We start from the raw sequence: 13,090 nt of genomic DNA on the forward strand, positions 1-13,090 counted from the left end.
GACGGTCCGCGCGCGCGCCGATAGAAGGCAAAATCCGCTGCGGCGTTCATAAAAATCGGCTACAGACCGTTTTGTATGGCAGTGCTCCCAATTCAGCCTGTGCCGTTTTTCGCGAGCAAGAACCGCGCGTTCTGGAACCTCCAGCTCGCCGGTTGGGGAGGCGCGTTTCTGCTGCGCGCCGTTTCCGCGCTCGCGAATGGTCAGCCGCTCGACCTGCTTGCCCTCATCCTTGTAACGACCATCACCGGTTTCTCGCTGACGCTGGTGCTGTCGGTCATCTATCGCCAGTTGATCGACCGCAAACCGGTCGTTACGTGGGGCCTGAGCATGGTTGCGCTGGCCGGCGCTGTCGTCGTCTATGCGTCAGTCGATGCATGGGTGCAGGGCATTTATTATGGCGGAGCGCGCGAAACCAATTTCGCTCAGCTGTTCCTCGGCCTCTTGTTCATTCCGCTGACGCTGCTGGGCGGCTGGAGCGCGCTCTATTACGCCATCAACTTCTTCCTGACCGCCGAACAGCAGGCCGACCGGCTCGAGCGATTGGAAGCGCAGGCGACCGCGGCGCAGCTCGCCATGCTTCGTTACCAGCTCAACCCGCATTTCCTGTTCAACACGCTCAATTCTATCAGCACGCTGGTGCTGCTCAAACAGACCGAGCCGGCTAACGCGATGCTAACGCGGTTATCGGGCTTTCTGCGCCACACGCTGATCGCAGAACCGGGCGGCCAGGTGACGCTGGAGCAGGAGATTGAGACGCTCGGCCTCTATCTCGATATTGAACGGATGCGGTTTGAAGAGCGGCTGCGCACCCATTTCGAGATCGACGATGAGGCACGCACGGCCTGCCTTCCCTCAATGCTGCTCCAGCCGCTGGTTGAAAACGCGATCAAATACGCTGTCAGCCCGCAGGAAGAAGGCGCGCGCATCTCGGTCACCGCCCGCGTTGTCGGCGACCGGCTTCGTATGACAGTCGAAGACAGCGGACCAGGCCTCGAAGGGCCAATCCAGCAGGGTCTGGTTGAAAGCAGCGGGCAGCCGCGCGCTGGAGGACCGGTGTCTACCGGCGTCGGCCTGTCCAATATCCGCAATCGCCTGATGCAGGCTTATGGCGATGCGCATCTTTTCGAAACGCGCTCCGAACCGGGCGGCGGCTTCACAGTGCTGATCGAAATCCCATATGAGCCTGCAACAGCTGCCGAGCCCGAGCTCGGCAGCAAATCGGAGCCGAAACCGGCTCCCACCACCGCGTCCGTCGGCACAGCCCCTGAACCTGTCGCCGATAATGTGATAAACTTGAACCCCCCAAGAGCCATTGGATCTTCCAAATGACTATTCGCACAATCCTCGTCGATGACGAAAAACTCGCAATCCAGGGCCTCCAGCTGAGGCTCGAACAATTCGAAGATGTCGAGGTGATCGACACCTGCTCGAACGGACGCGAGGCTATCCGCAAGATCAAGACGGAGAAACCCGATCTTGTCTTCCTCGACATCCAGATGCCTGGTTTCGACGGCTTTTCAGTCGTCAAGGGCGTGATGGAAATCGAGCCGCCGCTGTTCGTGTTCGTCACCGCGTTCGAAGAACACGCCATCCGCGCCTTCGAAGCCAATGCGGTCAACTACCTGATGAAGCCGGTCGATGAAGACAAGCTTGCAGACACGGTAGAACGCGTGCGCCAGCGCATCGCCGAGAAGAAATCGGCCGAGGACGCAGAGCAATTGCTTGATGTGCTCGCCGAGGTAGCGCCCGATCGCGCTGCCAATTTCAACGAAGGCGAAGATGCTGGCGGCGATCGCTTCGAAAAGCTCATCAATGTGAAGGATCGCGGGCAGATCTTCCGTGTCGAGGTCGAATCTATCGAGCATATCGAGGCGGCTGGCGATTACATGTGCATCTATACCGGCGATAACTCGCTGATCCTGCGCGAAACGATGAAAGATCTGGAACGGCGGCTCGACCCGCGCAGGTTCCAGCGCGTCCACCGCTCGACCATCGTCAATCTCGACCAGGTTCGTCAGGTAAAGCCGCACACCAATGGCGAGTGCTTCCTGGTGCTGGACAGCGGCGCAGAGGTGAAGGTTTCGCGCAGCTACCGAGATGTGGTCGCGCGCTTCGTGCATTGATTTGATTTTGGGTTCCGCACCCCATCCGGGGTGCGATTTCCTCGCTCACGCGACCTGACGGCCGCTTCGCTGCGGGTGGGCGGTCGCCCTTGCGGACCCTGCGGGTCAGTTTCTCGCGCTTTCGGTTATGGCTTGGGCGAATCTCGGCGCCGAAGGTGACGATAGCGCGCGACCGCGCGTCGCCCGGTAGGGCGGAAGCCAAGTGAGCGGATGCGAACGCCGGCGCTTGAGGCGAAACAAAAAAACGGCCAAACAGCGCCGATGTTGCAATTCACCCTCACTGGCTTCGACCTCGATAAGTTCATCCGCGAAACGCTGGACGAGGATCTTGGCGTCGGGCTCGAAGGGGGCGGGAAGGACGTCACTTCGGAAAGCGTCATTCCGGCGGACGCGCGCTTTTCAGGTGTCATGGACAGCCGCGACGCCGTGGTCATCGCAGGCCTGCCGCTCGCAGAGGCCTTCTTTCGGCGCCTTGACCCTGATGTCGAGATCGAAAGTCTGGTGTACGATGGCGACCAGGTGGCCGCGGGGGCCGACCTCATGCGCCTGGAGGGTAATGCCCGCGCGCTGCTGACCGCCGAGCGGAGCGCGCTCAACATCGTCCAGCATCTGTCCGGCATAGCCACCATGGCGCACGAATACGTGACCGCGATGCGGGGGTACGGCGCACATGGCGGCGGCAATCCTTCCTGCACTCTGCTCGATACCCGCAAGACGCTCCCCGGCCTGCGCGTGCTGGAAAAGTACGCTACCCGGATGGGCGGCGCGCAGAACCACCGTATGGGACTGTGGGATGCCGCGATGATCAAGGACAACCATGTCGCGGTCGCCGGCAGCGTCGGCGAAGCGGTGCGCCGCGCGCGAGAGGCTGGCGTCAAACCAATCATTTGTGAAGTCGATCGTCTCGACCAGATCGAGCCCGCGCTCGAAGCAGGCGCGCACCATCTGCTGCTCGACAACATGTCGCCCGAAACCCTCGCAAAGGCAGTCGAAATTGTCGCGGGCCGCGTCCCGACTGAGGCCAGCGGCGGGATCGATCTGGATACGATTGCGGCGAAGGCAGCGAGCGGGGTCGACTATTGCTCGGTCGGGCGGCTGACACAGAGCGCACCGGCAGCCGACATTGGGCTGGATTTCAAGCCGGTATGAAGCTCGCGCAGGGGCCGAGGCCGCTTTCGATCAACGCCTTCGCGGTGATCCTTCTCGTGATCGCGGCCGCCAATCTGATTGCGGCGCTGCTCGATGTGCCTGCACAGGAAGACAATCTGCGCTCGCTGGAGCTCGGTTTTGATTGGAACCGCGACTGGACCATTGTGGCCAGTTCCGCATGGTTCACCATCGAACTCATCCCGATTGCGCTCGTCTGGCTTGCGGCCAGCCGCTTCGCGCGGATTTTCATTACCTGTATGGCAGCGGTGAAAGCGGCACTTTTGGCCGCGAACTTTCGGGCACTGCTCGAATCCCCCACGATCCTTGCGGCTGAGTGCATTGCTCTTGCTGCGGTCATGCTGCTCTACACCCGAGCTGCGAGCCGATGGTTCACGGCCAGTAAGGCAAGCCATGCAGCGCCTGCTTAGCTGGCTAGCCGCAATACTCGCGATCACTGTCCCGGCGGCGGCGAGCGCGCAGGCCTATCAATGCCGCGCTCCGCAAGTCCGCAGTGTGCCGCAGGTTTCGCCGGATAGCGCCCGGCGCGAATTGCCGGTGACGGGCTATACCATGGCGCTCAGCTGGTCGCCGGAGTTCTGCAAACCGCGCGCGGACAGCCGCGCGCACAGGGTTCAATGCTCGGGAGACAATGGGCGCTTCGGCCTGGTGGTCCACGGTCTTTGGCCCGAAAGCGGAGGATCGTGGCCGCAATGGTGCTCTACCCGCGGGGTGCTGACTCCAGCAGAGCTCCGCGCCAATATGTGCATGATGCCGTCCGCGCGGCTGATAGCACGGCAATGGGCGAAGCACGGAAGCTGCATGACCCGGCGCCCCGCGACCTATTTCAAGGTGACGCGCATACTCTGGCAATCTCTGCGGATTCCGGATTACGACCGTATCAGCCGCGAGGACGAATTGACCGCTGGTCGCATCCGTCAGGCCTTTGCCGATGCCAATCCGGGCTGGAGCCCGTCGCAGGTCGGCGTCAAGCTGAATGCGCGCGGATGGCTGCAGGAAATCCGCCTTTGCTACGGAGCGCGTTTCCGCCCGGCCCGCTGCGATAGGGCGCGCTATGGAGCGGGAGATGAGGCGAAAGCGAAGATCTGGCGGGGGCTGTGAAAGTCCTTTGTCAGATTGTTCTGCTTAGATGCACCGAAGGAACCGCAGCTAGAAAGCCTGCCTTTTCGTAAGCGCGGCGAGCAGCCGCGTGACTGGCATCGCTGCCGGTCCCTACTATTGCAGCCTTGGCACCATCGGCGCGCATCATATCGATCGCATATTCGTAGATTGCGCTACCTATGCCCTGACCCGAGAACTCCGGAAGAACGGCGTTCAAGCCAAGCTCTCCAAGCGCGATACGCGTGTCGATCGAATAGCCACAAAACCCTACTACGTGATCGCTTGTCGTAGCCACCAAGACACGATGATGCGACTTTGCGTCGCACATCATGTCCAGCCACTCGCCTTGGTCCTCTTCGGCAGTTGCATAAACGATCTTGGCCAAATTCGCCCCTACTAGAGCGCGGAAAGATCGGAATACCGGTGCGAATGCTGCCTCGCGAATGAAGTGAAGGCTTGCCAAATCAGACTCGGCAAAGGGACGAATATCGAAGTGCAGTTTGCTCATAGATGCCTCTCTATCGGAGGCGATCAGACACATGCGTCTGATCGACAGTTAAAGACTGTGCCGAATTCTATGAGCGCTTAAACCAACACATTTTTCTCCTGCATGTCGGATCCGAAGCATAGCCGCCCAGAGCAATGAGGCAAGACCCGCTTCACTCACCGCCGCTCCCTAAAGAACCCACGTAACAGCTCAGCTGCCTCGGCCTCGCCCATGCCTGAATAGACCTCGGGCCGGTGCAGGCACTGCGCCTGCTCGAACACGCGCGCGCCGTGCTCTACCGCGCCGCCCTTGGGGTCGCTGGCGGCGTAATAAAGGCGCGCAATCCGGGCGTGGCTGATGGCGCCCGCACACATCGCGCAAGGCTCCAGCGTGACGTACAGATCGCATCCATTCAGACGGCCTTTGCCAAGCGCCTCGGCAGCCATGCGCAGTGCACGGATTTCAGCATGGCCGGTCGGATCGGGCGGCGATCGAGTGGCGTTCGCGGCGGAGGCAATCACCTCACCGTCAGAAACAACAACGGCGCCAACAGGCACTTCGCCCATCGCCGCCGCTTCGCGCGCCGCATCGAGGGCGCGCATCATGGCTGGTGGGACCGGCCAGCGAGTGCCCGGCCCCGTCACCAATGTGTTTTCTTACTCGTCGTTGCCGGTGACCGGCTCACCTTCGGCATCAGGCTGATCGACGTCCACATCCACAGTTGGCACTTCAACTTCGGTCGTGCCGGTATCGACATCCACATCGGCTGGCTCCACGTCATATTCGGGCAGGTTACCGCCCTCGACTTCAGGAAGCGAGCCTTCTTCTGTCTGGTCGACGTCGCAGGCCGAAAGGCCAAGCGAGGCGGTGCCAAGGAGCGCTGCAGTGATGAACTTTTTCATGATTTTCCTCCAGGATAGCTATCGATACATCTGTTGCATCGAATACATGCGCTCATCCAATGGCTAGGCGCGGCAGATGGTTCCAAGATTTTGTCGAATTGCCGCATCGGGGCGAGTTTGCTTGACGCGAAACCCGCCCCCGGCTATGCGCGCCGCTTTCCGGGATAACCCGAAGTTATGGGCCGCCGAATCGCTGGCAGCCCCCAATTGTGAACAGACGAGAGATATCATGTCGCGTATTTGCGAACTGACCGGCAAGGGTCGCCAGGTGGGCAACAATGTGAGCCACGCCAACAACAAGACGAAGCGCGTCTTTCTGCCGAACCTGCAGAACGTCACTCTGCTGAGCGAAAAGCTTGAGCGTGGGTTCAAGTTTCGTGTTTCGACCCATGGCCTGCGCTCGGTCGAGCACAATGGTGGTCTCGATAATTGGCTGCTCAAAACCAAGGACGAGAAGCTTTCGTCCCGCGCGCTCAAAGTAAAGCGCGAGCTGAAGAAAGCCGTCGCCGACGCCGCATAAGGCGTTCGGACATTCAAGGTTAACTTGGAGGCGTGCGGAGCACTCGCTCTTGCGCGCCTTTTTGCGTGCGCGACCTTATTTGGCTGACGGATCGAAGACCATCTTCGCCAGCAAGGTGCGCTGGAGCACCGAGAAATTGTCGTCCGAAATGAGCCACACTGCGAGTGTGCCATCGGCTCTTGGACGCACGGCGAGCCCTTCGTAGTTTTCGCGCGGGATCAACTCGGCGAAGTCCATGATAATCCGGGGCGACCAAACCTCTCCGGTCGATAGATCCGGCACATCTGCAATTGCGATTTTGCCATTGAAACTCGGCAATCCGCGCGAGAAGCTCACGCTCCTGAGCAGCAGCAAAATGCGTCCGTCCGGCATTTGCGCCATGTCGGTTGCAGCATAGCTACGTACAGGGAGGCGGTAGGGAATGGTCTCAAATTCGGCGCCCGCGACCGGATCGCCTGAAAACAGCAATCCGGCCTGTCCGCCCTCAGGCAGCAGGATGAATCGCCCGTCGCTTAGCCGAGTCATCGCCTCCGCGCCGCCATTGTTCGACCAACCGAGCAATCGATTGTCGAGAACGCGGACGCCTTTCGGCTCGTCCATGCTATCGAAGCGGTGCACTGAATGCTTCTGCTCCATTGCCAGCCAATAATCGCCCGTTTCCGGATCGATCGCCGCGGCTTCGATATCGCGGCGATCGTTCACGCGTGCGGAGGCAATAGGCTGATCCTTTACAGCAAAGCGCGCTGAGGGCTGGTCCGGCTCTGCGAAAGAGAATTGCCCGCCGCGGTCCGAAAAGGCCTGCAGCCGTCCGCTGTCCGCCGCGATCAATGCCGAAAACCCGCCGAAGAGCACACTATCCGCTGCATAGTGCCAGACACCGGCAACGCGCCATGCAGACCCGCCCAAGCGGCTGTCACCCTGAATACGACTCAGTTCGATAGTCTGCGGAGGAAGTGCGACGCCCGGCGTGCGCAGCCATGTTCCGGGTGCGCACAGAATTGCGAGGATAATCGCCGCCAGGGCGCGGCGAGCGCTCCGCATTTCAGTTCATCGGGCCAGTGAAGAGCAGTGGGTCGAGCCGCGCATCATTCCATTTCAGGCTCCAATGGAGATGCGGACCGGTGGCCCGGCCGGTGGCACCGACATTGCCGATATGCTGGCCCTGCCGCACGCTGTCCCCTTCGGCAACGGCGATCTTCGACGCGTGCAGAAATGCGCTGTTGAGCCCCGCTCCGTGATCGATGATGATCAACCCGCCTTCGAGGCTGAAGCCTGTTCTGGCGAGCACCACCACGCCGTCTGCCGGGGCAACGAACGGCACACCATTGCCTGGCGCGATATCGATGCCCGAATGGTAGCTGCCCGGCTCGCCGCGATAAATACGCTGGCGCCCAAACCGCCCGGAAATCCTGCCGGTGACCGGCCAGATGAAGTCCTGACGCCATCCGGCCGCGCCAGTTTCTTTCGCACGCGCGGCCACGATGGCGTTCCATTCCGGCTCGCGCTTCTTCCACCACGCCTCGCTAGTGCCGCCGCCGCGTTTGGCGACGTTCACTCTCTCGATCTGCCAGTCGCGCGGGCTCACCGAGAGCGTTTCGCCGATCCTGCGGCCCGTATCGATGGTGGCGGAGAGGACCAATTCTTCCGCGCTGTCGCGGTCGAAGGCGGCGAAGAAGGATCCGTCATCGGCAAGGTCGATTTTTGCTTCGCCGAGCGTCACCTCAATGGCTCCACCGGGTGCGACACCGCGTATCCAGCCGCCCTGCGTCAACTCACCGGAATAGTTGAAGCCTGTCGAGACTTCCGCCGCGGTGTCATGTGCAGCACTTTCGAGCGCGTCGGACGAAGCCGCGTCCGTGTCAGACACGGACGCGGCGCTCGTGTTGCCCATGCTCATCAACCCCGCAACGGCAGCACCCGTTGCAGCCAGAACAAACCGGCGCGAACGTATGGCGCTCATGCTTCGCCGAGCAGGCGGCGCGTCGCGATCTCGGGGGTGGCGTAAGCCTCCTGGTGCTCGGCGCTCCAGTATCGCAGGTCCTCAAGCGGGATGACCTCGCCGCTGACTGCGCAAAAAACATGCTGCCCGGGGCGCAGCACGCGAAAGCTGCCGGGGGCGTAATAGAGTTTGGCGGCTTTGTCGCCGGATGACATCAACATGGGTGTCTCATTAGCATTGGGGCGTCAGTCAAACAAATCATCCTGGCGCGCGGCTGTTCCGGGCCTAGGCTGGCTGCGGGGCTTTGGCTTTTTCCGAGCCAAGGGAGCAGCGTCCGACGGCACGACTTCTAGGGTATCATCCTTGAATTGGAGCTTAAGCGCGCCCTCACGCTCCGCTTGCGCTTTGCTTGTCAGCGCCCTGCCTTCCAAGTCGCGCACGATTGCATAGCCGCGCGAAAGCGGCTTTTCCGGGTGCAATTGTTCCGCCAGCCGCGCGAGTGCCGCCAGCTGATCGCGCTTTGCAGTCAAAGGCCGCTCCACCAGAGCAGGGGTGAGCCGCGCGCGTTCCAATCGTCGCTGCGCTTCGGAATGGGCGCGGGTGAGCGCGCTGGGGGAAAGGCGCGATGCGGTTCCGGCCAGCCGTTCGCGTCCTTGCGCTGCCCGGTCCATCAGGCCTCGGCGCAATCGATCGGAAAGCTCATCGAGGCGCTGAGCCTGCGGTTGAAGGAGGTTTTCGGCGCGCGGGAGGCGGCGAACGCGCGACTCCAGCCGCTCCCGCCCTAACTCGACCGGACGATAGACTGCGCGGCGCTGGCGATTTGCGAAGTCGGCGAGTGTCGCGTCGAGGTCCACGCGCACCGGCACGGCCATCTCTGCCGCTGCGGTAGGCGTAGGCGCGCGCCGGTCTGCGGCGTAGTCCGCTAGCGTCGTATCGGTCTCATGCCCTACCGCCGATATAACCGGTATGGTACATTCGGCTATCGCGCGAACCACGATCTCTTCGTTAAAGCTCCACAGGTCCTCGATCGATCCGCCGCCGCGGGCCACGATCACCACATCGGGGCGAGCAACCGGAGAAGTAGGAGAAATCTCCGAAAAACCACGGATCGCCGCTGCAACTTGTTCGGAAGCACCCTGCCCCTGCACGAGAACAGGCCAAACCACGACATGGCTCGGGAAACGATCTGCCAGTCGGTGCAGTATGTCTCGGATAACCGATCCGGTTGGTGACGTCACAACACCGATGGTGCGAGGCAGAAAGGGCAGGGCCTGCTTTCGCTCGCGCGCAAACAGCCCCTCCGCCTCCAATCGAGCGCGAGTTTTTTCCAGCAGTGCAAGCAAGGCGCCCTCGCCCGCCAGTTCCAGGCTCTCGATCACGATCTGGTACTTCGATCGCCCGGCATAGGTCGTCAGCTTGCCCGTGGCGATCACTTCCAGCCCATCTTCGGGCACGAACGCGAGCCGGTTGGTGCTGCCGCGCCACATCACGCCGTCGAGCACGGCCTTTTCATCCTTGAGCGCGCAGTAAAGATGGCCTGATGCCGCCCGCTTCACCCCTGACAGTTCGCCGCGCAGACGGACATGGCCAAACCGTTCCTCCACGGTGCGCTTCAGGGCCGATGAAATCTCGGTGATCGACAGCGGCTGGGCGTTGTCGCCTTGAGCCACGCGCGCTACCAGCCCATCATTGTTGGAATTGGAGGGGGCGCGAGCCATGAATATCCTTCTGCTGGGGTCGGGTGGGCGCGAACATGCGTTAGCATGGAAACTGGCGCAATCCCCAAGCTGCAAGCGCTTGTTCGCTGCCCCCGGAAATCCGGGAATTGCCGAGTGCGCCGAGATCGTCACTCTTAATGCGAGCGACCACGACGCGTGCATTGATTTCTGCCTGTCGCAGGCCATCGACCTTGTAGTGATCGGCCCGGAAGCACCACTCGTGGACGGGCTTGCGGACAGTTTACGGAGTGCCGGCATCGCGGTCTTCGGACCCTCGAAGGCGGCAGCGCAGCTGGAGGGCAGCAAGGGCTTTACCAAGGATCTGTGCGAGCGCGCGCACATTCCGACCGGCGCGTACGTACGTACCACCTCTCTCGATGAAGCGCGCGGGGCATTGACCCGCTTCGATCCGCCTTACGTGCTCAAGGCCGATGGGCTGGCTGCGGGCAAGGGCGTCGTAATCGCGGACACCATCGAAAGCGCCGAGATCGCACTTGCGGACATGTTCTCCGGGCAGTTTGGCGCGGCGGGCGCCGAAGTCGTGATCGAGGAGTTCCTCGAAGGCGAGGAGGCGAGCTTCTTTGCCATCACCGATGGGGAAACAATACTTCCTTTTGGCACGGCGCAAGACCACAAAAGGGTCGGTGAGGGCGATGTCGGACCGAATACCGGCGGGATGGGTGCATACTCTCCTGCACCGGTGCTCACACCCGAGTTGCAGCGGCGCGCGATGGACGAAATTATCAGCCCCACAGTCGAGACGATGCGGTCCGAAGGCATGCCCTATTCGGGCGTGCTTTATGCCGGGCTGATGCTGACGGCAGACGGCCCGAAGCTGATCGAATACAATTGCCGTTTCGGCGATCCTGAATGCCAGGTGCTGATGATGCGCCTCCAAAGCGATCTTTCCGAGCTGATGATGTCCTGCGCGAAGGGCGCCCTGGGAGGTGCCAGCGCAGATTTTTCAGATTCCACGGCGCTTACAGTGGTGATAGCGGCGGAAGGTTATCCCGGCACACCGGAGAAAGGTGGCGCGATTGATCTGGGCGCGGCCGAAGAGCAAGGCGCCAAGGTGTTCCATGCAGGCACCGCGCTCGACGGCACCGACCTCGTCGCCAATGGCGGCCGAGTGCTGAATGTCACCGCCATGGGCGCGAATGTGACCGATGCGCGGGCGGCAGCCTATCAGGCGGTGGACGCGATCGATTTTCCCAGCGGCTTCTGCCGCCGCGATATCGGCTGGCGCGAGGTAGAGCGGGAGAGCCGCTAGCCCTGAGGAGCACCCATTGTTTGGTCAAGTAGATGGTCGGGATCGTCGGCGAGTTGAGTCTGAATCTCGCGAAGCAGCCACTGGCGGAAAGCCCTGACTTTGTGAGAATGTCGGCGCACTTCGGGATAGACTAGTCGAAAAGCGCCCCGGGCCCGGACAATTCCCGTCCCGATCCGCTGCAGCCGCGCCGCCTTGACCTCGGCAGCAAATAGCGCCGGGGCGAGAATGGCGATCCCGTTTCCGCTCATCGCCGCTGCTGCATCGAGGATCTGCGAATCGAATTCGAGCCCGCGGGACTGAGCCGCACCATCAACGTCGCGGCCCTCAGAGCGCGCATCATCCCACAGCTTCCACCATCCGGTCACGGGCGATATCCGCTTGTCGCTCGGTATCGCGGGATCGGCCCCTTGCAACTCCGGGTGTTTTGCAATGAATTCCGGGCTGGCCAAAGGCGCGATACCCAGATGCATGAGAAAATGGGATTCCAGGCCCGGGGCGACATCGTGTGACAGTCTCAGCGCCACATCAGCCTCCCCCGCTTCGAGGTCGACATAGCGGTTGCTGACTTCGATCCGCACCGCGATACCCGGATTCGCCAGCTGAAAAGCACCTAGCCGCGGAGCGAGAAAGTTCGTCGCGACTGTCTGAAAGCACGCGATCGAAAGCACCGAATCTTCGCTGTCCCCAAGCGAGGAAAAAGCGCTTTCCATCATCGCAAATGCCTGGGCAATGCGCGGGGCGAGAGCTTCGCCGGCAGGCGTGAGCTCCATTGATCGACCCTGACGCACGAAAAGCAGCGTTCCAACGCGCTGCTCCAGGTTTTTGATCTGATAGCTCACCCCCGCCTGGGTCAGGCCAAGCTCCTCACCGGCGCGTGTGTAATTCTTGTGCCGGGCCGCCGCCTCAAAGGCGCGGATGGCGGTCAATGGCGGCAAGCTGCGCATTCACTTACTATAAGCCAAGCTTATATATTGGGCCAGCATTTAATTGGCCTTCCGAGCCTGTGCCGGTCACCTTGCGACAGTCACTTAAAAAGGGAGACCGACATGAAAACCGTAGCATTGGCCATCGCACTTACGCTGGGCGCAGCGGGTACCCCCGCTTCCGCCGAACCTGGGCTCAACACCGTCGCAATCGACTATGCCGACCTTAACCTGACCAGCTCAGAAGGACGCGCGGTACTCGATAAGAGGATCAAGAAGGCTGTCAGGCAGGTCTGCGCCACTCCGTGGACCCGCTCAATCCGTGCGGGTTCCGCGTCTCGCAAATGCATCAAAAATACGATGAAGGTGGTGGCGCCCATTCGCGATCAAGTGATTGCACAGGCACAGGCCGAAGTCGTCAGCGCAGAGCTTGCACATAAGTCTCGCTGATGCGCGCAGCCCCGCCCGCACCTACCCTCCGGGCGGGGCTTCCATTTCTACCGAGAAACAAATTTGATCTCGATCAATGATTGCGGGGGCGGGCTGTGCTTCTTTGGGTCTATGAAAAAAGCCCCCATCATCCCGCTCGCCGCGCCGCCAGTGCTTTTGGCCGCGTTTCTTTCCGCCTGCCAAACGACTGGTCCCGCAAGCCAGGTGTCAGCGGAATCCGAGCCGCCCGCTTTCGTCGAGGCCGCTTGCGGAGGGTGTCATGCTGTCGAACCGCCGTTTCTGTCGCCCAACCCGGCGTCCCCCACTTTCGAGGCGATCGCCAATAATCCCGGCGTCACCGACGAGACACTGGCCAGCTGGCTGACCGACGCGCACAATTACCCCGAAGAGATGGACTTCGATCTCGAGCCTGAACAGATCGAGATGATCGCCGAATATCTCGTCACCCTGCGCAGGGACGATTACGAGCCTGCGCAGTGAGGAAGCGCGC

The 13,090-nt window shown here is 61.6% G+C and carries 17 protein-coding genes; 9 read left to right on the forward strand and 8 right to left on the reverse strand.

Annotated elements, in window-relative coordinates; genetic code table 11:
- Positions 1 to 75: 75 nt before the first annotated feature.
- The 5 genes from IB285_RS12790 to IB285_RS12810 all read left to right on the forward strand — a co-directional run bounded on the left by IB285_RS12790 (position 76) and on the right by IB285_RS12810 (position 4,391).
- Entirely contained in the window at positions 76 to 1,329 is a 1,254-nt protein-coding gene (locus tag IB285_RS12790) for a sensor histidine kinase (protein WP_190788527.1), read from the forward strand.
- Positions 1,326 to 2,123 (forward strand): LytR/AlgR family response regulator transcription factor, encoded by a 798-nt coding sequence (locus IB285_RS12795; protein ID WP_190788528.1) that lies wholly within the window; start codon positions 1,326 to 1,328, stop codon positions 2,121 to 2,123. The genes IB285_RS12790 and IB285_RS12795 overlap by 4 nt, the downstream gene beginning before the upstream one ends.
- A gap of 261 nt (positions 2,124 to 2,384) precedes the next feature.
- Entirely contained in the window at positions 2,385 to 3,272 is an 888-nt protein-coding gene (gene nadC / locus IB285_RS12800) for a carboxylating nicotinate-nucleotide diphosphorylase (protein ID WP_190788529.1), read from the forward strand.
- Positions 3,269 to 3,700 carry a hypothetical protein gene (locus IB285_RS12805; RefSeq protein WP_190788530.1) on the forward strand — a complete coding sequence of 144 codons (432 nt, stop codon included), beginning with the start codon at positions 3,269 to 3,271 and terminating at the stop codon, positions 3,698 to 3,700. Before nadC ends, IB285_RS12805 begins: the two co-directional genes overlap by 4 nt.
- Positions 3,684 to 4,391 (forward strand): ribonuclease T2 family protein, encoded by a 708-nt coding sequence (locus IB285_RS12810; RefSeq protein ID WP_190788531.1) that lies wholly within the window; start codon positions 3,684 to 3,686, stop codon positions 4,389 to 4,391. Before IB285_RS12805 ends, IB285_RS12810 begins: the two co-directional genes overlap by 17 nt.
- A gap of 10 nt (positions 4,392 to 4,401) precedes the next feature.
- On the opposite strand, the gene IB285_RS12815 is transcribed toward IB285_RS12810, so the two are convergent.
- From IB285_RS12815 to IB285_RS12825, 3 genes are all read right to left on the reverse strand, one after another.
- Positions 4,402 to 4,899 (reverse strand): GNAT family N-acetyltransferase, encoded by a 498-nt coding sequence (locus IB285_RS12815; RefSeq protein ID WP_190788532.1) that lies wholly within the window; start codon positions 4,897 to 4,899, stop codon positions 4,402 to 4,404.
- Between the two features lie 155 nt (positions 4,900 to 5,054).
- Positions 5,055 to 5,483 (reverse strand): nucleoside deaminase, encoded by a 429-nt coding sequence (locus tag IB285_RS12820; RefSeq protein ID WP_190788533.1) that lies wholly within the window; start codon positions 5,481 to 5,483, stop codon positions 5,055 to 5,057.
- 51 nt (positions 5,484 to 5,534) lie between these two features.
- Positions 5,535 to 5,780 carry a hypothetical protein gene (locus tag IB285_RS12825; protein ID WP_190788534.1) on the reverse strand — a complete coding sequence of 82 codons (246 nt, stop codon included), beginning with the start codon at positions 5,778 to 5,780 and terminating at the stop codon, positions 5,535 to 5,537.
- 229 nt (positions 5,781 to 6,009) lie between these two features.
- Between IB285_RS12825 and rpmB the strand changes: the two genes are divergently transcribed.
- On the forward strand, positions 6,010 to 6,300 hold the full coding sequence (rpmB, locus tag IB285_RS12830) for a 50S ribosomal protein L28 (protein ID WP_190788535.1): 291 nt from the start codon (positions 6,010 to 6,012) through the stop codon (positions 6,298 to 6,300).
- 75 nt (positions 6,301 to 6,375) lie between these two features.
- Here the strand turns inward: rpmB and IB285_RS12835 are convergent, their stop codons facing one another.
- The 4 genes from IB285_RS12835 to xseA are packed head-to-tail and all read right to left on the reverse strand — an operon-like array spanning position 6,376 to position 9,957.
- Positions 6,376 to 7,341: an esterase-like activity of phytase family protein gene (locus IB285_RS12835; RefSeq protein ID WP_190788536.1), complete on the reverse strand. Its 966-nt coding sequence runs from the start codon at positions 7,339 to 7,341 to the stop codon at positions 6,376 to 6,378.
- A gap of 1 nt (position 7,342) precedes the next feature.
- On the reverse strand, positions 7,343 to 8,260 hold the full coding sequence (locus tag IB285_RS12840) for a M23 family metallopeptidase (RefSeq protein ID WP_234033153.1): 918 nt from the start codon (positions 8,258 to 8,260) through the stop codon (positions 7,343 to 7,345).
- Positions 8,257 to 8,460 (reverse strand): DUF2093 domain-containing protein, encoded by a 204-nt coding sequence (locus IB285_RS12845; RefSeq protein ID WP_190788537.1) that lies wholly within the window; start codon positions 8,458 to 8,460, stop codon positions 8,257 to 8,259. Before IB285_RS12845 ends, IB285_RS12840 begins: the two co-directional genes overlap by 4 nt.
- Positions 8,461 to 8,484: 24 nt before the next feature.
- Positions 8,485 to 9,957 carry an exodeoxyribonuclease VII large subunit gene (xseA, locus tag IB285_RS12850; protein ID WP_190788538.1) on the reverse strand — a complete coding sequence of 491 codons (1,473 nt, stop codon included), beginning with the start codon at positions 9,955 to 9,957 and terminating at the stop codon, positions 8,485 to 8,487.
- Here xseA and purD point away from each other — a divergent pair.
- Complete coding sequence (gene purD / locus IB285_RS12855) at positions 9,956 to 11,227, forward strand: phosphoribosylamine--glycine ligase (protein ID WP_190788539.1); 1,272 nt, start codon at positions 9,956 to 9,958, stop codon at positions 11,225 to 11,227. The genes xseA and purD overlap by 2 nt on opposite strands.
- On the opposite strand, the gene IB285_RS12860 is transcribed toward purD, so the two are convergent.
- Positions 11,224 to 12,171 (reverse strand): LysR substrate-binding domain-containing protein, encoded by a 948-nt coding sequence (locus IB285_RS12860; protein ID WP_190788540.1) that lies wholly within the window; start codon positions 12,169 to 12,171, stop codon positions 11,224 to 11,226. The two genes, purD and IB285_RS12860, sit on opposite strands and share 4 nt — an antisense overlap.
- A gap of 102 nt (positions 12,172 to 12,273) precedes the next feature.
- On the opposite strand from IB285_RS12860, the gene IB285_RS12865 reads away from it, so the two are divergent.
- Positions 12,274 to 12,600 (forward strand): UrcA family protein, encoded by a 327-nt coding sequence (locus IB285_RS12865; protein ID WP_190788541.1) that lies wholly within the window; start codon positions 12,274 to 12,276, stop codon positions 12,598 to 12,600.
- A gap of 111 nt (positions 12,601 to 12,711) precedes the next feature.
- The gene (locus IB285_RS12870) at positions 12,712 to 13,080 is read left to right on the forward strand and encodes a hypothetical protein (RefSeq protein ID WP_190788542.1); all 369 of its coding nucleotides are present in this window, start codon (positions 12,712 to 12,714) and stop codon (positions 13,078 to 13,080) included.
- Positions 13,081 to 13,090: the final 10 nt, after the last annotated feature.

The sequence above is a fragment of the Erythrobacter rubeus genome (assembly GCF_014705715.1).
GTDB lineage: Bacteria > Pseudomonadota > Alphaproteobacteria > Sphingomonadales > Sphingomonadaceae > Erythrobacter > Erythrobacter rubeus.

Excerpts from the sequence above, each read along its gene's own strand:
- IB285_RS12790 (WP_190788527.1), top strand. The coding sequence starts at position 76 with ATGGCAGTGCTCCCAATTCAGCCTGTGCCGTTTTTCGCGAGCAAGAAC.
- IB285_RS12795 (WP_190788528.1), top strand. The coding sequence starts at position 1,326 with ATGACTATTCGCACAATCCTCGTCGATGACGAAAAACTCGCAATCCAG.
- nadC (WP_190788529.1), top strand. The coding sequence starts at position 2,385 with ATGTTGCAATTCACCCTCACTGGCTTCGACCTCGATAAGTTCATCCGC.
- IB285_RS12805 (WP_190788530.1), top strand. The coding sequence starts at position 3,269 with ATGAAGCTCGCGCAGGGGCCGAGGCCGCTTTCGATCAACGCCTTCGCG.
- IB285_RS12810 (WP_190788531.1), top strand. The coding sequence starts at position 3,684 with ATGCAGCGCCTGCTTAGCTGGCTAGCCGCAATACTCGCGATCACTGTC.
- IB285_RS12815 (WP_190788532.1), bottom strand. The coding sequence starts at position 4,899 with ATGAGCAAACTGCACTTCGATATTCGTCCCTTTGCCGAGTCTGATTTG.
- IB285_RS12820 (WP_190788533.1), bottom strand. The coding sequence starts at position 5,483 with ATGATGCGCGCCCTCGATGCGGCGCGCGAAGCGGCGGCGATGGGCGAA.
- IB285_RS12825 (WP_190788534.1), bottom strand. The coding sequence starts at position 5,780 with ATGAAAAAGTTCATCACTGCAGCGCTCCTTGGCACCGCCTCGCTTGGC.
- rpmB (WP_190788535.1), top strand. The coding sequence starts at position 6,010 with ATGTCGCGTATTTGCGAACTGACCGGCAAGGGTCGCCAGGTGGGCAAC.
- IB285_RS12835 (WP_190788536.1), bottom strand. The coding sequence starts at position 7,341 with ATGCGGAGCGCTCGCCGCGCCCTGGCGGCGATTATCCTCGCAATTCTG.
- IB285_RS12840 (WP_234033153.1), bottom strand. The coding sequence starts at position 8,260 with ATGAGCGCCATACGTTCGCGCCGGTTTGTTCTGGCTGCAACGGGTGCT.
- IB285_RS12845 (WP_190788537.1), bottom strand. The coding sequence starts at position 8,460 with ATGTTGATGTCATCCGGCGACAAAGCCGCCAAACTCTATTACGCCCCC.
- purD (WP_190788539.1), top strand. The coding sequence starts at position 9,956 with ATGAATATCCTTCTGCTGGGGTCGGGTGGGCGCGAACATGCGTTAGCA.
- xseA (WP_190788538.1), bottom strand. The coding sequence starts at position 9,957 with ATGGCTCGCGCCCCCTCCAATTCCAACAATGATGGGCTGGTAGCGCGC.
- IB285_RS12860 (WP_190788540.1), bottom strand. The coding sequence starts at position 12,171 with ATGCGCAGCTTGCCGCCATTGACCGCCATCCGCGCCTTTGAGGCGGCG.
- IB285_RS12865 (WP_190788541.1), top strand. The coding sequence starts at position 12,274 with ATGAAAACCGTAGCATTGGCCATCGCACTTACGCTGGGCGCAGCGGGT.
- IB285_RS12870 (WP_190788542.1), top strand. The coding sequence starts at position 12,712 with ATGAAAAAAGCCCCCATCATCCCGCTCGCCGCGCCGCCAGTGCTTTTG.